This is a genomic window from Cognataquiflexum aquatile, from assembly GCF_003316845.1.
Taxonomy (GTDB): domain Bacteria; phylum Bacteroidota; class Bacteroidia; order Cytophagales; family Cyclobacteriaceae; genus Cognataquiflexum; species Cognataquiflexum aquatile.
Genome location: NZ_QMIK01000001.1, coordinates 931,122 through 952,204, shown reverse-complemented (window position 1 = coordinate 952,204; position 21,083 = coordinate 931,122). Strand labels below are relative to the sequence as shown.

The 21,083-nt window shown below is 42.6% G+C and carries 7 protein-coding genes; all 7 read right to left on the bottom strand.

Annotated elements, in window-relative coordinates; genetic code table 11:
* Positions 1 to 46: 46 nt before the first annotated feature.
* The 7 genes from DQW11_RS03870 to DQW11_RS03840 all read right to left on the bottom strand — a co-directional run bounded on the left by DQW11_RS03870 (position 47) and on the right by DQW11_RS03840 (position 21,067).
* Entirely contained in the window at positions 47 to 13,540 is a 13,494-nt protein-coding gene (locus DQW11_RS03870; RefSeq protein ID WP_198669837.1) for a DUF7507 domain-containing protein, read from the bottom strand.
* A 267-nt stretch (positions 13,541 to 13,807) separates the two neighbouring features.
* A complete protein-coding gene (locus DQW11_RS03865) occupies positions 13,808 to 14,377 on the bottom strand; it encodes a hypothetical protein (RefSeq protein WP_113922669.1) in 570 nt (189 codons plus the stop codon).
* 641 nt (positions 14,378 to 15,018) lie between these two features.
* On the bottom strand, positions 15,019 to 15,996 hold the full coding sequence (locus DQW11_RS03860; RefSeq protein ID WP_113922668.1) for a PorP/SprF family type IX secretion system membrane protein: 978 nt from the start codon (positions 15,994 to 15,996) through the stop codon (positions 15,019 to 15,021).
* 484 nt (positions 15,997 to 16,480) lie between these two features.
* Positions 16,481 to 17,959 carry a M28 family peptidase gene (locus tag DQW11_RS03855; RefSeq protein ID WP_113922667.1) on the bottom strand — a complete coding sequence of 493 codons (1,479 nt, stop codon included), beginning with the start codon at positions 17,957 to 17,959 and terminating at the stop codon, positions 16,481 to 16,483.
* A 176-nt stretch (positions 17,960 to 18,135) separates the two neighbouring features.
* The gene (locus tag DQW11_RS03850) at positions 18,136 to 18,444 is read right to left on the bottom strand and encodes a rhodanese-like domain-containing protein (RefSeq protein ID WP_113922666.1); all 309 of its coding nucleotides are present in this window, start codon (positions 18,442 to 18,444) and stop codon (positions 18,136 to 18,138) included.
* 7 nt (positions 18,445 to 18,451) lie between these two features.
* Entirely contained in the window at positions 18,452 to 20,290 is a 1,839-nt protein-coding gene (locus DQW11_RS03845) for a T9SS type A sorting domain-containing protein (RefSeq protein ID WP_113922665.1), read from the bottom strand.
* Complete coding sequence (locus tag DQW11_RS03840) at positions 20,291 to 21,067, bottom strand: PASTA domain-containing protein (protein WP_113922664.1); 777 nt, start codon at positions 21,065 to 21,067, stop codon at positions 20,291 to 20,293.
* Positions 21,068 to 21,083 lie beyond the last annotated feature (16 nt).

Sequence of the window (21,083 nt, the reverse complement as noted above, 5' to 3'; positions counted from 1 at the left end):
TCATTTCGATTGTTGAATATTTTATCAATAAATGAATTACTAGGGCTTATTTTTTTATTACCTGGATCCAACCTTGGAACTCATGGAGTTTACCTTGGCGGTCAGTGGATTTCATTACGAAGAAGTAGGTACCCGCGACAAGACCTTCGGCAGACCAATCGTTTTTATAGTCTTTCCTTTCAAAAACATGGTCTCCATTTCTGTTGAAGATAACGATTTCATTGGTTTCGAATTTTCCGAGACCCTTGATTTCAAACCTGTCGTTGAGACCGTCACCGTTTGGAGTGATGACAGTCGGGATAAAGAACGGATGGATTTGGTTGACATCAGAATCATTGTTGTCATCCATGTTGGTATCTTCCTCATCGGAGGATACACTTACGATATTGGTGATCTGAAGCGCTTTATCGCTGTTGATTTCATTGGCACGCACTTTTACTTTGAGTAAAATTGAATGGCCCGCAGGGAAAAAGGCAATGGTGTAAGTGATCTTGGAACCATTGACTGCGATGTCAATTTCAGTTCCCGGATTACTTTCCGCAATGGTAGTTCTGATATAGGACAGTCCATTCGGAAGGTCATCGACAATGACCACATTCTCCGCATCTGTTTCTCCTAGGTTGCTGACTTGGATGTCGTATTCAAATTCATCGCCTTCATAGATTTCGATCCCATTCGAAGTCTTGGTCACGTTTAGGTCAACCTCATTTTCCAATATTTTGAAGACCACAAATGCTTCATCACTATTGGTTGGATTCAACGCCTCTCTGAGGGTGTACTTCAGCCTGTATTCTCCGGGTTCGTTCAGACCCGGGATAAGGCTGAGTTCTCCGTTTTCGGCGATCAATAGACCTACTATGCCAGCCAACTCGGTGAATTCGAAGTTGACGTCAGTATATACAACAGGCTTATTGTCCAAAAGATCATTGGTCAGTAAGTTGCCCAATACGCCGCCAAAATCTACAGGATATTCTCCCATGTCATCATCGATGGCATCTATTGGGGTAGAAGATGCTCCGATAGTCACAGAATCATCTCCTTCAACATCTTTTCCGTCTTTAGATTTGCCTGTTACGGACACATTGTTTGTAATCGAGCCGGCAGTCAAGTCTTTTAGTTGAACAATATATTCAGTGTTGATGGCGATAGTTTGACCTGGTGCAATACTTGGGATTACCTGAGTCAGACCGGTCAATGGATCATTTACCACAAGATTGGTCAGGGTGATATTTCCTGTGTTTTTAACCGTGATGGTATAAGTAATGACTTGACCGATTTCTGAGAAAGTGGTTGTATCTGAGGTTTTGATTACTTCAATACCCGGGTTTGCCGAAGCTTGGACAGTCACCTCATCATTTTCTTCGATAGGTTCATCGCTGGTGGATACACCTGAAACAGTTGCTTTGTTGGTTACAAAACCTTTATCCAAATCAGCCTGTGTTACAGTGTAAGAAGTCGGGATTGACTGAGAAGCTGCAGGAGCCAAAGAAGCAATTGTTGTATTCAATCCGGTCAATGGATCAGTTACAGCAACATTGTTCAAAGTCACGTTCCCCGAATTGGTCACGACAATGGTGTAGTTCAATACATCCCCGACAGCAGCAAAGCTTGACTCAGTTGCAGTCTTGGTGATTGAAAGCGCAGGGCTTTGTGTTGCAGAAACTGATTCCGAAGCGGAAACATTCACTGCACCGACAGCAGCCGAAGCGGTATTGTCCACTTTTCCCGCATCGATATCCGCCTGTGTTACAGTATAAGAAGTCGGTATCGACTGCGAAGCAGCAGGAGCCAAAGCAGCAATTGTTGTATTCAGACCTGTCAAAGGATCGCTTGCGGCAATATTGCTCAAAGTCACGTTACCTGTATTGGCCACGACAATGGTGTAATTCAATACATCCCCGACAGAGGCAAAGGTTGACTCAGTTGCTGTTTTGGTGATGGATAGGGCAGGACTTTGCGTTGCCGAAACCGACTCGGAAGCTGTAACATTCACAGAACCGACAACAGCGGAAGCGGTATTGTCCACTTTTCCAGCATCGATATCCGACTGCGTGATTGTATAAGAAGTCGGAAGGGATTCACTTGATCCCGGCGCAAGACTTGGAATAGAAGTGTTCAAACCTGTCAAAGGATCGCTTACAGTAACATTGTTCAGAGTAATATTTCCTGTATTGGTCACGACAATGGTGTAATTCAATACATCTCCTACAGCGTCAAAGGTTGACTCGGTAGCTGTTTTGGTAATGGAAAGTGCGGGGCTTTGGGTTGCAGTTACCGACTCGGAAGCTGTAACATTCACAGAACCGACAACAGCGGAAGCGGTATTGTCCACTTTTCCAGCATCGATATCCGACTGCGTGATTGTATAAGAAGTCGGAAGGGATTCACTTGATCCAGGCGCAAGACTTGGAATAGAAGTGTTTAATCCCGTCAGAGGATCGCTTACAGCAATATTGCTCAAAGTCACGTTGCCTGTATTGGTCACGACAATGGTGTAATTCAATACATCCCCGACAGCAGCAAAGGTTGATTCGGTTGCTGTTTTGGTGATAGAAAGTGCCGGGCTCTGTGTTGCAGAAACAGACTCCGAAGCTGATACATTGACAGCGCCGACAACAGCCGAAGCGGTATTGTCAACCTTGCCTGCATCAATATCACTTTGAGTGATAGTATAAGAAGTCGGGATTGACTGCGAAGCCAAAGGCGCCAAAGAAGCAATTGTTGTAGTCAGACCTGTAAGCGGATCAGAAACTGAGATGTTATTCAGGGTGACGTTACCCGTGTTGGTCACTACAATGGTATAGTTCAATACATCGCCCACAGCGGCAAAGTTTGACTCGGTTGCCGTCTTGGTAATAGAAAGCGCCGGGCTTTGAGTTGCATTCACCGATTCTGAAGCCGATACATTGACAGAACCGACAACAGCGGAGGCGGTATTGTCCACTTTTCCTGCATCAATATCACTTTGAGTAATTGTATAAGAAGTCGGTATTGATTGCGAAGCTGAAGGCGTCAAAGAAGCAATTGTTGTATTCAGACCTGTAAGCGGATCAGAAACCGATATGTTATTCAGGGTGACGTTACCCGTATTGGTCACGACAATGGTGTAATTCAGTACATCTCCTACAGCATCAAAGCTTGACTCGGTTGCAGTCTTTGTTATGGAAAGGGCAGGGCTTTGTGTTGCGGAAACCGACTCGGAAGCGGAAACATTGACTGAACCTACAGCAGCAGAAGCGGTGTTGTCCACTTTTCCCGCATCAATATCAGCCTGTGTTACAGAATAAGAAGTCGGGATTGACTGCGAAGCCAATGGGGACAAAGTAGCAATTGTTGTAGTCAGACCTGTCAAAGGATCGTTTACAGCAACATTGCTCAAAGTCACGTTACCTGTATTGGTCACCACAATGGTATAGTTCAATACATCTCCTACAGCGTCAAAGGTTGACTCGGTTGCTGTTTTGGTGATGGAAAGCGCAGGGCTCTGAGTTGCAGTTACCGACTCCGAAGCGGATACATTCACAGCACCAACAGCAGCAGAAGCCGTGTTGTCCACCTTGCCTGCATCGATATCAGCCTGTGTCACAGTATAAGAAGTAGGAATTGATTGCGAGGCTGAAGGAGCCAAAGAAGCGATTGCCGTATTCAATCCTGTCAATGGATCGCTTACAGCAACATTGCTCAAAGTCACGTTACCCGTGTTGGTCACGACAATGGTGTAATTCAATACATCGCCGACAGCGTCAAAGGTTGACTCGGTTGCTGTTTTGGTGATGGAAAGCGCAGGGCTCTGAGTTGCAGTTACCGACTCCGAAGCGGATACATTCACAGCACCAACAGCAGCAGAAGCCGTGTTGTCCACCTTGCCTGCATCGATATCAGCCTGTGTCACAGTATAAGAAGTAGGAATTGATTGCGAGGCTGAAGGAGCCAAAGAAGCGATTGTCGTATTCAATCCTGTCAATGGATCGCTTACAGCAACATTGCTCAAAGTCACGTTCCCGGTATTGGTCACCACAATGGTGTAGTTCAATACATCCCCGACAGCGGCAAAGGTTGGTTCGGTTGCTGTTTTGGTGATGGAAAGCGCAGGGCTCTGAGTTGCAGTTACCGACTCCGAAGCTGATACATTGACAGCACCGACAGCAGCGGAAGCTGTGTTGTCTACTTTGCCTGCATCAATATCACTTTGAGTGACGGTATAAGAAGTCGGGATTGACTGCGAAGCCAAAGGAGCCAAGGAAGCAATTGTTGTATTCAGACCTGTCAAAGGATCGCTTACAGCAACATTGCTCAAAGTCACGTTACCCGTATTGGTCACGACAATGGTGTAGTTCAATACATCCCCGACAGCAGCAAAGGTTGATTCGGTTGCTGTTTTGGTTATGGAAAGCGCAGGGCTTTGGGTTGCAGTTACCGACTCGGAAGCGGAAACATTCACAGAACCGACAACAGCGGAAGCGGTGTTGTCCACTTTTCCTGCATCGATGTCACTTTGAGTGATTGTATAAGAAGTCGAAATAGACTGCGAAGCTGCAGGAGCCAAAGAAGCAATTGTTGTATTCAGACCTGTCAAAGGATCGCTTACAGCAACATTGCTCAAAGTCACGTTACCTGTATTGGTCACCACAATGGTGTAATTCAATATATCTCCGATAGCAGCAAAGGTTGACTCGGTTGCTGTTTTGGTGATGGAAAGTGCAGGGCTTTGTGTTGCTGAAACCGACTCCGAAGCTGATACATTGACAGCACCTACAGAAGCGGAAGCGGTATTGTCTACTTTTCCTGCATCAATTTCACTTTGAGTGATTGTATAAGAAGTCGGGATTGACTGCGAAGCCAATGGGGACAAAGAAGCGATTGTTGTATTCAATCCGGTCAAAGGATCGCTCACAGAAACATTGCTCAAAGTTACGTTCCCGGTATTGGTCACGACAATGGTATAGTTCAATACATCTCCGACAGCGGCAAAGCTTGCCTCGATTGCTGTTTTGGTGATGGAAAGGGCAGGGCTCTGAGTTGCAGTTACCGACTCGGAAGCCGATACATTAACAGTACCGACAGCAGCGGAAGCTATGTTGTCCACCTTGCCTGCATCGATATCAGCCTGCGTTACTGTATAAGAAGTTGGTATTGACTCAGAAGCCAATGGGGCTAATGAAGCAATGACCGTATTGAGACCTGTCAATGGATCGCTTACAGCAACATTGCTCAAAGTCACGTTACCGGTATTAGTCACCACAATGGTGTAGTTCAGCACGTCACCTACAGCATCAAAGCTTGACTCGGTTGCTGTTTTGGTAATGGAAAGGGCAGGGCTTTGCGTTGCAGTTACCGACTCGGAAGCAGAGACATTCACTGAACCAACGGCAGCGGAAGCGGTATTGTCCACTTTTCCTGCATCGATGTCAGCCTGCGTCACAGTATAAGAAGTCGGGATTGACTCAGAAGCCAAAGGCGACAAAGAAGCAATTGTTGTATTCAAACCTGTCAAAGGATCGCTTACAGCAATGTTTTCCAAAGTCACGTTACCCGTGTTGGTCACAACAATGGTATAGTTCAATACATCTCCCACAGCAACAAAGGTTGACTCGGTTGCTGTTTTGGTGATGGAAAGTGCAGGGCTCTGTGTAGCAGAAACCGATTCCGAAGCAGAGACTTTGACAGCGCCTACAGCAGAGGAAGCGGTGTTGTCCACCTTGCCTGCATCGATGTCAGCCTGCGTGATTGTATAAGAAGTCGGGATTGACTCAGAAGCCAAAGGAGCCAAAGAAGCGATTGTTGTATTCAAACCTGTCAAAGGATCGGAAACCGAGATGTTATTCAGGGAGACGTTACCTGTATTGGTCACCACAATGGTATAGTTCAATACATCGCCCACAGCGGCAAAGCTTGACTCGGTTGCTGTTTTCGTAATGGAAAGCGCAGGGCTCTGTGTTGCAGAAACAGACTCCGAAGCTGATACATTGACAGCGCCGACAACAGCCGAAGCGGTATTGTCCACTTTTCCTGCATCGATATCCGCCTGCGTGATTGTATAAGAAGTAGCTATTGACTCAGAAGCCAAAGGCGCCAAAGAAGCAATTGTTGTATTCAATCCGGTCAAAGGATCAGTTACAGAAACATTGCTCAAAGTCACGTTACCTGTATTGGTCACGACAATGGCGTAGTTCAATATATCACCGACAGCGGCAAAGGTTGACTCGGTTGATGTTTTGGTGATGGAAAGCGCAGGGCTTTGTGTCGCAGAAACGGACTCCGAAGCAGAGACATTGACAGCTCCGACAGCAGCCGAAGCGGTATTGTCCACCTTGCCTGCATCGATATCAGCCTGCGTTACTGTAAAAGAAGTAGCTATTGACTCAGAAGCCAAAGGCGCCAAGGAAGCAATTGTTGTATTCAGACCTGTCAGAGGATCAGAAACCGAGATGTTATTCAGGGTGACGTTACCCGTATTGGTCACGACAATGGTGTAATTCAATCCATCTCCGACAGCTGCAAAGGTTGATTCGGTTGCTGTTTTGGTGATGGAAAGTACAGGGCTTTGTGTTGCAGAAACTGATTCCGAAGCTGAGACATTGACAGCACCGGCAGCAGCGGAAGCGGTATTGTCCACCTTGCTCGCATCGATATCCGTCTGTGTTACAGTGTAGGAAGTTGGAATGGATTCACTTGATCCAGGCGCAAGATTTGGAACAGAAGTATTCAAACCTGTCAATGGATCGCTTACAGCAACATTGCTCAAAGTCACGTTTCCTGTATTGGTCACGACTATGGTGTAATTCAATATATCTCCGACAGCGGCAAAGGTTGACTCGGTTGCTGTTTTGGTGATGGAAAGGGCAGGAGTTTGGGTTGCAGAAACTGATTCCGAAGCGGAAACATTCACTGTACCGACAGCAGCGGAAGCCGTGTTGTCTACTTTTCCTGCATCGATGTCAGCCTGTGTTACAGTGTAGGAAGTCAAAACAGATTCACTTGATCCAGGCGCAAGACTTGGAACAGAAGTGTTCAATCCGGTCAAAGGATCAGAAACCAAGATGTTACTCAAAGTCACGTTTCCTGTATTGGTCACGACAATGGTATAGTTCAATAAATCGCCCACAGCGGCAAAGGTTGACTCGGTTGCTGTTTTGGTGATGGAAAGCGCAGGGCTCTGTGTTGCTGAAACTGATTCCGAAGCAGAGACATTGACAGTTCCGACAGCAGCCGAAGCGGTATTGTCCACCTTGCCTGCATCGATATCCGCCTGTGTTACAGTATAAGAAGTCGGTATTGATTGCGAAGCTGCAGGAGCCAAAGAAGCAATTGTTGTATTCAGACCTGTCAATGGATCGGAAACCGAGATGTTATTCAGGGTGACGTTCCCTGTATTGGTCACTACGACGGTATAATTCAGTACATCCCCGACAGCGGCAAATGTTGATTCAGTTGCTGTTTTGGTGATGGAAAGCGCAGGGCTTTGTGTTGCAGTTACCGACTCGGAAGCAGAGACATTTACAGTCCCTACAGCTGCGGAAGCGGTATTGTCCACTTTTCCTGCATCGATATCCGTTTGCGTGATTGTATAAGAAGTCGGAATGGATTCACTTGATCCAGGTGCAAGACTTGGAATAGAAGTGTTCAAACCTGTCAATGGATCGGTTACAGCAACATTGCTCAAAGTCACGTTCCCGGTATTGGTCACGACAATGGTGTAGTTCAATACATCTCCAACAGCTGCAAAGGTTGATTCGGTAGCTGTTTTGGTGATGGAAAGTGCCGGGCTTTGGGTTGCAATTACAGACTCGGAAGCAGAGACATTCACTGAACCGACAAAAGCGGAAGCGGTATTGTCTACTTTACCTGCATCAATATCACTTTGAGTGATTGTATAAGAAGTCGGAATGGATTCACTTGATCCAGGCGCAAGGCTTGGAATTGAAATATTCAAACCTGTCAAAGGATCTGTTACAGCAACATTGCTCAAAGTCACGTTACCCGTGTTGGTCACCACAATGGTATAGTTCAATACATCACCGACAGCGGCATAGGTTGACTCGGTTGCTGTTTTGGTGATGGAAAGCGCAGGGCTCTGTGTTGCCGAAACAGATTCAGAAGCTGAGACATTCACTGCGCCGACAGCAGCCGAAGCCGTGTTGTCCACTTTTCCTGCATCGATATCCGCCTGTGTTACAGTATAAGAAGTCGGGATTGACTGCGAAGCAGCAGGAGCCAAAGAAGCAATAGTTGTATTGAGACCTGTCAGAGGATCGCTTACAGCAACATTGCTCAAAGTCACATTACCTGTATTGGTCACGACAATGGTAAAGTTCAATACATCTCCGACAGCGGTAAAGGTTGATTCGGTTGCTGTCTTGGTGATGGAAAGAGCAGGGCTTTGTGTAGCGGAAACAGACTCCGAAGCTGATACATTGACAGCACCGACAGCTGCGGAAGCGGTATTGTCCACCTTGCCTGCATCGATGTCACTTTGAGTGATTGTATAAGTAGTCGGGATTGACTGCGAAGCCAAAGGCATCAAAGAAGCAATTGTTGTATTCAGACCTGTAAGCGGATCAGAAACCGAGATGTTATTCAGGGTGACGTTACCCGTGTTGGTCACGACAATGGTGTAATTCAGTACATCGCCGACAGCGTCAAAGGTTGACTCGGTAGCTGTTTTGGTGATGGAAAGCGCCGGGCTTTGTGTAGCAGAAACTGATTCAGAAGCAGAGACATTGACAGCACCTACAGCAGCAGAAGCGGTGTTGTCCACCTTTCCTGCATCGATATCCGCCTGTGTTAAAATGTAAGAAGTAGGAACAGATTCACTTGATCCAGGCGCAAGACTTGGAAAAGAAGTGTTCAATCCTGTCAAAGGATCGCTCACAGAAACATTGCTCAGAGTAATGTTTCCTGTATTTGTCACGACAATAGTGTAATTCAATACATCGCCCACAGAAGCAAAGGTTGACTCGGTTGCTGTTTTGGTGATGGAAAGCGCCGGGCTTTGGATTGCAGAAACAGACTCCAAAGCGGAGACATTCACTGCACCGACAACAGCAGAGGCGGAATTGTCGACATTTCCTGCATCGATATCCGCCTGTGTTACAGTATAAGAAGTCGGGATAGACTGCGAAGCAGCAGGAGCCAATGAAGCAATTGTTGTATTCAATCCGGTCAATGGATCGCTTACAGCAACATTGCTCAAAGTAACGTTACCCGTGTTGGTCACGACAATGTTATAGTTCAATACATCCCCGACAGCGGCAAAGGTTGACTCAGTCGCTGTTTTGGTGATGGAAAGGGCAGGGCTTTGCGTTGCAGTTACAGACTCGGAAGCTGTAACATTCACAGAACCGACAGCAGCGGAAGCGGTGTTGTCCACTTTTCCTGAATCGATATCAGACTGCGTCACGGTATAAGAAGTCGGTATTGACTCAGAAGCCAAAGGCGCCAAAGAAGCAATTGTTGTATTCAATCCTGTCAGCGGATCAGAAACCGAGATATTATTCAGGGTGACGTTACCTGTATTGGTTACCACAATGGTATAGTTCAATACATCTCCTACAGCGGCAAAGGTTGATTCGGTTGCTGTTTTGGTAATGGAAAGGGCAGGGCTTTGGGTTGCTGAAACCGACTCGGAAGCGGAAACATTCACAGAACCGACAACAGCCGAAGCGGTATTGTCCACTTTTCCTGCATCGATGTCAGCCTGCGTGATTGTATAAGAAGTCGGGATTGACTGCGAAGCCAAAGGAGCCAAGGAAGCAATTGTTGTATTCAGACCTGTCAAAGGATCGCTCACCGCAACATTTTCCAAAGTCACGTTACCCGTATTGGTCACGACAATGGTGTAATTCAATACATCACCGACAGCTGCAAAGGTTGATTCGGTAGCTGTTTTGGTGATTGAAAGCGCAGGGTTTTGGGTAGCGGAAACAGACTCGGAAGCGGATACATTGACAGCGCCGACAGCTGCAGAAGCCGTATTGTCCACCTTGCCTGCATCGATGTCTGACTGTTTTACAGTGTAAGAAGTCGGGATTGACTGCGAAGCTGCAGGAGCCAAAGAAGCAATAGTTGTATTCAAACCTGTCAGCGGATCAGAAACCGAGATGTTATTCAAAGTCAGGTTACCTGTATTGGTCACCACGATGGTGTAGTTCAATATATCTCCTACAGCAGCAAAGGTTGACTCGGTTGCTGTTTTAGTGATGGAAAGCGCAGGGCTTTGCGTTGCAGTTACCGACTCGGAAGCTGTAACATTCACAGAACCGACAACAGCGGAAGCGGTATTGTCTACTTTTCCGGCATCAATATCACTTTGAGTGACGGTATAAGAAGTCGGGATTGACTGCGAAGCCAAAGGCGCCAAGGAAGCAATTGATGTATTCAATCCGGTCAAAGGATCGCTTACAGCAATATTGCTCAAAGTCACGTTACCCGTGTTGGTCACAACAATGGTATAATTCAATACATCTCCGACAGCGTCAAAGGTTGATTCGGTAGCTGTCTTGGTGATGGAAAGCGCAGGGCTTTGGAGTAAAGTCTGCAGGTCACTGTCGGATGCGGTTAAAATAGTACCGAGCGCTGTTCCGCTTACCACCGCAATATTGGTGAATGAGCCAAAATCAAAATCTGCTTGGGTCAAAACATGTTCCGCGGTGAAAGAAGTGTTATCAGTTGAACCTGCGCTCAAGCTTGAAATTGGTCCACCGCTTACATTTACTTTCGGATCGGAAAGAGAAATGTTTGTTATTGGCGTGTTTCCTAAATTGGAAATGGCAAAAGTGTAAATGATTTTGTCACCCACATTGATTGATCCATTGCCATCAAAATCCAGAATACTTCCTGATTTTTCAATTGTAATACTGCAATTAAAGAGAGATAAGTTCACAGGTGTTCTTTGCACTCCGGCACATCCTGTGACAGGATTAAAGGATTCAGCAAAGTAAGTAACACTTCCAGGTGTGTTAAGGACAGGGTTAAGAATTAGGTTTCCACCTACTTCCTGATCAAACCATCTGACTTCTAACCCATTGTCCACAGTTGCGGATGCAACAAGAGATACTCCTTCTCCGAAACATTGAAATAAGTTGATGCCAACAGGAGCGGAAGGTAGGGGACTGATAGTAACACTAACAGGAACCCTAGGGCCCAAACAGTTTGCAGAATACCCTTCTGCTACCCATAGTTGAATAACCCCGGCATTGCTGGAATTGACTTGAAATCCGGTTTGTGCTACGCCACCTACTTCACTAGTGAAAAAATAAACATTATACTCATCAGGACTTCCCAAATTGCTTGGTGATATCAATGAAACTAGATCTGGAATTTGTTCCCCAATACAAAAAGTTAGTTCCTCTGCGTCAGGTAAAGAAGGGTTTGAAACAACAATGGTTACTATGATTCGGAACTGGAAAATACAATCGCTTGAATTTGGCGGGATTGCATAATAAATGCCATCCGTTGCCGGGAAAGGATTTGTTAAAGTAAATTCTGTTGCTGAATTCGGGTCAGGACCATTAAAAAAGCGTGTTCCGATCGGAAATGAATTTTTGATTGAATTGACAGAAACTCCTTGGTTTAAATCAACATTGCAAAAGAAAAATTCTTTAAAAATATCTGCTTCTGAGCAATTTTGATTTACGAATTCAGCGGCACCCACAATTGGGATTATCAAGGCTGACTGAATTGGTTCTCCTTCACAATCCCCATCCAAAAACCCATGAGTTAATTGAACAGTATTGAATTCGCTTTGGGAAATCATACCTTTCCCTGAAATCGTACCCAAAACGGCTACGTAGGCTTCGCAATCCGCATTTGCCAATAAGAAACAATCTTCTGTAGTTTTTAGCGTATAGCTGAGCCTTGCAAGAATATCCATGATATTCACTGATACAGGAATCTCTCCCAATTCCCAAACAATTGATCCTGTCGCACCTAATGCAGGGTCAAAATACGGTTGGGAAATAGTATTTGGGGTGAAAAAGGATTGTGAACTTGCGCTCAAAAAAGATGCAGTGTAGGGAATTGGGATAACTATTTTGGTGTTTTCTATTCCTTCTGATCCAAGGTTTCTAATATCCAATGAATATTCAATTTCCTGACCGGGTTGTGTGGTAGGATTTGAGGTAGGAGCAACCCCATTGATTGCAACAATGCTGTTTAGTCCCTGTACATCAGGAATATATGCGTCAACGGCAAAGGCAACTGCATAGATGTTAAATAAATCCTGGTTAGTACCATATCGAAATGTCGTAGCTGTCTGACTGTTTGCAATTATGGAATTGTTGGTATTTGGAACATTCCACATTGCAATGTCAATACCTGTATTGTTCAAAAGATTAGGGTTTCTTGGATTGGCTACCAAGGTTCCGGTATTTGTCAGAGTGGGTGTGTAGATGGAAGAATTGAAAAAATTTCCTGTGGAATTTAAGGGATGTGACAATCTCACCCATTCTGTATTAGCTGCATTTCTGATTTCAAGGAAATCTCCTGAAATCCCTCGATCACCTTCACCTGCCATTACACCTAGCTTCAGATTTACATCACCATTTTGAACAGCATTGAATCCATCAATCAAAAGATCCCCTGTTGCTTGGGTTGAATTTCCGGGTGATTGGACAAATGAAAAACCGTCAAAAACAGTTACATCTCTCCAGGTCATTTTGGAGTTTTCATAAACCACCACAATTCCCCAATGCCCATAATAGCCGGTATTTCCTCCGTTGCCTTCGGTAAGTGCCATATCAGCAACAGTATATTCTCCCAAACCATTGGCTTTTACATATTGGGTGACGTCGACAAAGCCAACGTACATATCCCCAAGTTCGCCTGATGGATAAAGTATATTGTTTGAATTTGCTGTAAGTTCAGTGTATCCTCCTGAGGCAGGACCTTTAATTTTGACCTTTCTTTTATCAAGTGTTTTTAGAATTTCAATTTCTTCTGCAAAGGTTCCATTCGCAGTAATTCTTAACCAGTTATTGCTGTTCTGGTAAGAGGCTGTGTTTCCGTTGCTTGCTGAGTTCCTTTGGATTCTATCAATTGTGAAAGTCATGTTGCCTTCCACAATTGAAATTGGACTAAACGTCAGCACACTGTTATTTCCGGAGACATTTACGGATTGGTTAGATAAATCCGTCCAATCCCCGCTTGTACCAATTCGGTATCTTCCCGGATTTGATCCAGAATTGGTAAATTCAAATTGGTAGGTATTTGATCCAGATGAGGAGGATAAAGTATATCTTGGATACCTTGCATTCTGATCACCTTGTCTGGAAATGGAAAGAGAGTATGTTGAATAATCCACCTCTTGGTTGTGGTTCAATTCTTGGACATTGTCAGTAACATTTTGGGAAGGACCGGTTTGGTATCCGATCACAACATCAAATGTTTCTCCAAAATTGGGATTGGCTCTTCCTGACCAATATAAACCGGCATATACTATCTCTGAACAATTAGGATCGGCATTGTTTTCTGATGAAAAGACCAGAGTGGACGAGGATGAGTTGAGGGTGTTACCATCACTATCCACATCCACATATTTCATTTGACTATTCGAATTGTTTGTGCTTTCCGAATAATTTGTTAAAGTGAGGTTGGTGTTTCCAATGATTGTAAAATCTCCTCGAAGCCTAAAAATATTGTTATCCGGTGCAGGGTTTCCTACTCTATGTCTAAAAGGAACCCTGTTGTCGTTTTGAGCAAAAGAGGAAAAAGCAGATAAAAAAATCAGAAATATCGATAAGCAAAACCGGAATGGGATATTTTCTGTAAATTGTTTAGGTGAATTTTTCATCTCCAAAAAAATCAAGGTTTAAAAATTAGAATTGACCTGATACAAAAGAACCACATCCCCGTTTTCAAAGCCTGAAATCATTTGGTTGACCTCTTCTTTGCTTAATGAAACAGTAGACTTTATAAAAATGTGGGTAAGGTTTTTGAATCCTTCTAAATTGGATTGGTTTAACCTGACTAAGTTTTTTTCTTGAATTTGATTGATATTGACCTGGAGGAGTTTTATGGTGCGGGTTTTATTCCCATTATCTGATAAGACTCCAAGAGAACTTACATCTGAAATCAATCTCTGTGGAAAACTCTCCTCGCTATCCTGGACATTCCGATTAACAATATATATCGTAGGGATATTGTCAAATATGAGTGATTTTAATTGTACCAAATCAAGTTCATCATCATCTGTGGGATGCTGAAGGTCAATCGAGGTTTCCGAAAGAGCTGAATTTCCGTTTCCCTGATTAACCTGCTTTAATATGAAATCATTTTGAGATGAAGAAGTGTTTTGTGCCAAAACGAAAGTGGGAATGGCGCAAAAAAGAAAAATGAAAAGTTTGGCCAAAATGGCCAAAGAGGAGTAGATTTTTTTCATAACAACTACTATTAATTGAAGAGTGTGGTGATCGCTCACCTTTTACAATTACCAAAAATCAAATCCTAAAAATTGGTTTGACCTTTTGGTTTCAATAGCATGCAGGATGCTTTTGACGTTTTTTAGGCAAATGCCTTTTGAAAAGATTAAAGTTTTACTGATGGGTGTTTCTGTAAAACAATAATTTGAATCTGTAATCCTTTAAAATTTAATGAATGTCAAAAAGCCAAAGAAGTGGGTGATTTATGGATTTTAACTTCCCTTCAAAAGTTCCAATTTTATTGTACAAAAGGAAACATTTGTTTTACAAAGCAAAAATGTGGGCTTTATTTACTTTTTTTTTCAGATTTCCGTAAAACAATACTTGTAGTTTAAAAATGTGATTTTTCAAGATCAAACATACTTTGGCTCCTCCAAGACATATAAATTCTGTTTTGATTCCAAAAAGATGGATTATTTGAATTTCCAGAATTTAGATTTTTCTCCTTTTCGGATAATCTGTCCATATCCAAATTCCGTCAAACCAGAAAAAAAAGCTGCCTGTAAGTCAGGCAGCCTTTTGAATAAATAGACTCTAAACATTAAAAAATGCAACAAAATTTAATTTTTTGTGAGAGGGTGACCTCTCTTTTTATCAGTGATTAAAACCACCTAGGGTTTTTCATAGTCGCTTTTCTTGCAAACAAGTAGTAGCCTACTGAGATTTCGTGTGAATTGGCTCTCATATCCTGCAATACGTTCAGGTTTTGGTCGTAAGCGTAACCGATTCTAAGGTTTGGGGTAGCGAATATTTCTCCAATGAATGCGACTGCATTTCTTTTGCTCAGTGAACCTGCCTCAGGATTTTCATTCATGATGTTGAGGTTTGACCTGTAAGAAGCTCCTAACCAAAGTTTATCCATAAAAAGTACCATTCCGTTTAGATCATATGTTGTTGGAGAACCTTTCACCTGCTTCACAAGGAATGATGGTTTGAATTTTACATTTTGAGACACTTCCATCAACATACCTGCAGTGAGGTAGAAGTGGATGTCATGGTATGCCAATGCTATATCTTCATTTTCCAAAGTCCCTTTTCCGATAAGGTTAAAAGCACTAAGGCCTGCATAAAACTTGCTGTTATTATAAAACAATCCCAAATTCATATTTGGAGTCATCATGTTGATGGTTCCTGTTGGTATTTCAGGATCATTTTCATGAAGGGCTTTAAGCATATCGCCATTGATGCTGTATTGACCCACGCCTGCACTTGCTCCTAATCCTAAGTAAGAATCTCTTCCTGTTTGGATTCTATAGGCATAAGTCAACATGGCAGAAGTGGTTTTGGTTGGGCCGATTCTATCTGCCAGGACTGTTGCTCCAAAACCCATCATTCCTTCATTTGCACTAAAATCAGCAGTAACTGTGAAAGTTTCCGGTGCACCTTCGAAGCCAACCCACTGACTTCTATAAGTACTTTGAACATAACCCTCATTCTTATAGCCGGCATAAGCAGGGTTGATATGTAATCCATTAAAAATGTACTGGCTAAACTGTGGTAATTGTTGTGCTTTTGATTCTGAAAAAATGAAAGAAGAAACCAATAAAGCGATTGCGAGTAATCTGAATGTTGTTTTCATAACTTTTAAAATTTGAGGTCGGGTGACCAGATTGCGAGAAGATTATTTGTTTAGAGTTTTTAAAAATGATCCAAATCGTTATGAAATGATTTAAATACATTATTATGATGTAAATATAGAGTAAAATGTATTTCATATCCAAATAATATTAAAAAATATTTTTACGAAATGCATTTAATAATATTCAAAAGATGTTTTTTTGAGTGTTTGATGTTTTTCTAAATAAATACAGAAACAGACGGAATGAGGATAGTAAAACCTAAAATACATTTGAAAAAGTGCTTTTTTATTCAAATTTGAAGGATTTTGCAGATTCAACGCTGGATAAAATCAGTGTATGGAATTTGAAAAAATGGTTAAAATGTCTTTTTTGACCAAAAAATAAGGGTGAAAAAAAATTTTAAAAAAAAAGCAAAAAAAAATGGCTACCTGTTTTTCGGGTAGCCATTTTTAAAAAAAGAAATATGGGATCTGGAATACTGCCTTAATCTTTCCCGTACAATTCTTTGCTTATTGCTTCGTATTTATCACCGGACTTCCAAGTCGGCTTTTCAGTCCAATTGGCTATGTTCTGTGCTGCCAAAATGTAGGATTTCCAATACAACAGGGCATAATCAAGATCGAAGGTCTCAACGTGGTCAGAGGGCTGATGATAATATTTGGTGATTTCATCATCAAAAGCAGTGAATCCCAAACTGAAGGTCGGCGCAGGGATTCCTTTTCTTGCAAAGTTGACGTTGTCCGATCGGTCATATAAGCCTTGTTCAGGGGAAGGATCAGAGATCGCCTTCAATCCAAAATCCGCAACTGCTTTTTCAATCAATGGGTCAGCAGAAGTTCTTCCCAATCCAATAACAGTCACAATAGAGGTATCGTTATATCCGCCATTGTCAATATTGAGGTTAAAAATTATCTGGTGAAGTGGGACCAAAGGGTTTTCGGAAAAATAGCCTGATCCCAAAAGTCCCTTTTCTTCTGCAGTCCAGGCACAAAGAAGGATGGATCTTTTTGGCGGGTTTTTAGCAAAATACTTTGCCGCATTGATGACAGCAACAGTTCCTACAGCATTGTCCCTTGCACCATTATAAATGGAATCACCCTCTGCATTTGGCTTGCCGACTCCGACATGGTCATAGTGGGCCGAAAGCATGATATATTCATTTTTAAGCTTTGGGTCTGTACCCTCTACAATTGCCACTACATTCTTTCCAACAATTTTTTTATTGACCTTGCCCTGAATCTGAACATCAGCTGAAGAAAAAGTACCTTTTCCAATGGCATTGATCTGCTCATTGTTTAAGTCCTTTAACCATATATAAGGAATGGATTCTTCCCCGTTTGTATTGTCGACTGTCAATTGAGGCCTGTTCAGGTAATTTGCCACGAGATTCCAAGGAACAGAAGGTACATTGTACATTTCAATCAGGGCGACAGCTCCTTTTGTTTTTGCCAAAGAAATTTTGTCTCTGCCAGCGCTAAACAAATCAGCAGGGCTCAATCGGTTTGGTGCGCCGACATTGGTTACCACGATTTTTCCCTTAACATCTTTTCCTGAATAGTCAGACTCCTGCCCATAGCCCACAACGACCAATTCGAATTTACCTGTCAATGAAGGCCCATCCAATACCAAGAGTCCATCACCTTGTTCAAAGGCGGTGTTGCCAAGGGAAACCGTACCTTTAGATGGGGGAGAAGACAGCCTGAAGGGTATATTTTGATAATAACTGTTAGTGCCATTGATTTGCACGGCACCATATCTCCAAAACTGCTCCGATATATACCGCGACGCGGCATCCATTTCAGGTCTTATCGGGTCTCGTCCCATCAACTCATCTGAGGCTAGGTACCTAAAATGGGAAATAGCCTCCTTTTCATTAAAGGCTGACTCGATACTGCTTTTTTGGGCCTGCACCTGAAATGCCCAAACTGACAGTGCTATTATTAAGGTTTTTCTTTTTGACATTGATGTAAAGCTGTTTAGGGTTTAATTTATGAGGATATATTCTGAGTTCAAAGAAATCAATCTATCCAAGAAATCTTTTGATTGCTCAATGCTCAAAAAAAAACAGTCATTAGACTGTTTTTTTGATTGAATGCTCTGGTTTATTTCTGAAAAGGATGATCTGAAATTTAGAAATTTTAATCATTTTCTTCCATTTCCCGATAGGCAATGATCCCGCCGAGTAGGTTCCTTACTTTGGTAAATCCCTGGGTTTCAAGGAACCTTTTGGCATTTCCGCTTCTGGCCCCTGACCTACACTGCATCACAATTTCTTTATTTTTGAAATCTTTTATCTCATCAAGCTGATGTGCTAATTGCCCCATAGGGATATTGAGTGCACCAAGGTTATCTTCTTCGTACTCCCATTCCTCCCTAACATCTATAAAAACAAAGTCTTCTTTGTCTTCCAATTTTTTTTTAAGTTCTGTTACTGTAATGTCTTCCATGATTATATTATTTGACCAATATTCTAAATGACTTTTGCTCCTCACCAATGGTGGTTTTAAGGACATATATTCCTCTTTGCATTCCCTCAAAATTAACACTTTTCCCATTCTCATTTTCTGAAATGGGCAGGTTAATATTTCTTCCCATTGGATCATAGATGTTGACTATGCCCACCTGCCCTTCAATAAATAGTATATCCAATACCGGATTGGGAAAAACTTTTAATGTTAGTGATGCTTCTGATTCACTTTCGAAAGGAGGACTTTCCAAAAGATGTGCGCGCATCATCAAGGATCCTTCCACAGTTTCATTTTGAACCCACGAACCGGTTGCGTTGAAGAAAATCTCCCCTCCGTTATCATAGGTTTTGTCCAGTCCAACATAAAGGAAATCATTGGTAAACTGGGTAAAACCTATGTAAAAGGTTCCGTTGAGCTCTATGTTTTGGTCAATTTCGAAATAGCCAAATTCATTCAGAGATTCTTTGGTCGGGATAAAGACCTCTTTTTTATAGATAGGTTCCTCATCTAACTCTTTCCATACCATGAGGTCGATGACACCTCCCAGTTGGGTGAAATTTGTAAAATTGATGCTTAACCCCTTCAAATACACTGTACTGTTAACTTCATACCTGACAGCCAGCATTCCAGATCTTTGGTTGATCCCGGCAGAATAATCCACGCTTCCATCATCATATGCCAAAAAATCCCTTATTGGTAAAGTTGTCCTCACTGTATCGTTTATCCTAAAATCCACCTCGGGGTAGGTTACAGCAACTCCATTTTCCACCCCAGCCAATAACCCATCTCCTGTAACAAGGTAGCTGACAATTTCATAATCCATTTCTTCTTCGGGCAGGGGAACTTCAAGAATTGGGTTAGAAGTAAAAGTCCTCCTTTCCTGGGCAATTGGCACCGGGTTAAAAGGTGTATTGCTATTGATCGATTTGACTAGGTTTTGATTTTCCTTTTCTCTGATTTCAAAAGAATATTCCATTGCCCTAAAACCTCTGTCCAGGTTCTTAAATTCATTGGAAGTGGATTCCCATGTTAAATCAGCGTCTTTTTTTAAAAGGAAAAGAGGAATTGCAGCGTATTTTTCAAAAGGTCTTGAATTGGAAAGGGTCAATGCCCTGTCGGGAAAAGATAAATCCGCCTGGTTCCTGTTTTTATGCAGAAAGACATAATCCAAAATCCAGCTGTCAAATGGACCTGAACGTCTTCCTTTGACCTGAAACCTGAACTGAAATCCCTCGTGAAGAAATTGCGGAAATACCTTGACTATTTCTTGGGTAAAGAAAAACTCCTCAGCGGTTAGTCCTCCGGTTTGTTCCCACACATTTACCCAAAGGCTGTCACGGTCCAAAAATTGAAGTAATATGAAATCATTCTGGTCCGGGATTTCCGCTTTTCCCCCAGATTGCCAAAAGAAACTCAAAAAAACGGAATTTGCTTCTACGGGATTCAATCCGGATAAGTTGATCGGCTTTGAGGTGATTCTGTCTGTAAATCCCTGTTCAAATTGGACAGTAGAGTAGGGGCGTCCCGCTTCATCTATTCCGTCAAGAATCAGAGTACCTATGGAAGGTGCTGCGTTTGCCACAGTTGTTGAAATGGTGACGCCTTCACTTGACCATTTACTTGTGTCAAGTCGGGATTCAGAAAAGTCATCCCAGAAAGGCAAAGTCAATGGTTCTGCCTGGATTCTTAAATCAGCTGATTTTGTATCTGGTTTTTGTGGTTGGTGAGGTGTTGGAAGCTGGATAAATTGGGCCACGGCATAAACCGGACTTAAAAAAAGTACTAAGGCAATTACTGAAAATGATATCGTTTTCAATAAACTCATTTAAAAGTTGTTTCCACTTTTCTTGTTCTCAGAAATCCAAACATGGATTTGTTCACCGGTCTTAACCGAAGCCCCTGCCGGAGGCATTTGCTTGATGATGATCCCTGACGCAACACTGTCAGTTTGGACATAGTCAATATTTCCCATTCTCAATCCTGAACCAATGATCAGAAATTCCGCATCTATTTCATCCAATCCTGTCAAAGAAGGAACTTCAAGTGTTTGGTTTCCTAAGCCATCGCCCACCACAAGGTCGACCTGAGACCCTTTTGGGATTTCAAATCCTTCAGAGATATTTCTTCCTCTGTATTTTTGTTCCAAAACCACGTTGTCTCCGATATCCGGAACGTAGATAATCTCACCTCGGACCAATCCTATATTTCCCAATATTTCCTGAGCATTTTTTAAAGGACTGTTTACAAGGTTAGGCATTTTAATCAAAGGTGCAGTTCGGGCATTCAGAGTGACATAGATTTTTCTTCCCCTTTTTACTTTACTGTCAGGTTTTGGATTTTGCTTGAGTACTGCAAATGGTTTGGCTTCAGCATTGAATCCGCTGTCAATATTTACTTCATATGAAAGATCTCTTTCTGAAAGAAAATCTTCAAGCTCTTCTACGCCATAACCTTCAAGATTTGGAACAGTCACTGTCTGACCATGGTTGGTATAAGATGGAAGATAAATCTTAAGAAAAATGAAAGAAAGCACGGTAACGGTTAGAAACACCAAACCGAGGTGGATGGCTATTTTTTTTATCGATTCTTTTGTATTCCCCATGGGTGCGCTGTATTCT

Bases quoted from the DNA above. Each gene is read 5' to 3' on its own strand.
- DQW11_RS03865 (WP_113922669.1), bottom strand. From the start codon at position 14,377: ATGAAAAAAATCTACTCCTCTTTGGCCATTTTGGCCAAACTTTTCATT.
- DQW11_RS03855 (WP_113922667.1), bottom strand. From the start codon at position 17,959: ATGTCAAAAAGAAAAACCTTAATAATAGCACTGTCAGTTTGGGCATTT.
- DQW11_RS03845 (WP_113922665.1), bottom strand. From the start codon at position 20,290: ATGAGTTTATTGAAAACGATATCATTTTCAGTAATTGCCTTAGTACTT.
- DQW11_RS03860 (WP_113922668.1), bottom strand. From the start codon at position 15,996: ATGAAAACAACATTCAGATTACTCGCAATCGCTTTATTGGTTTCTTCT.
- DQW11_RS03870 (WP_198669837.1), bottom strand. From the start codon at position 13,540: ATGAAATATGTGGATGTGGATAGTGATGGTAACACCCTCAACTCATCC.
- DQW11_RS03840 (WP_113922664.1), bottom strand. From the start codon at position 21,067: ATGGGGAATACAAAAGAATCGATAAAAAAAATAGCCATCCACCTCGGT.
- DQW11_RS03850 (WP_113922666.1), bottom strand. From the start codon at position 18,444: ATGGAAGACATTACAGTAACAGAACTTAAAAAAAAATTGGAAGACAAA.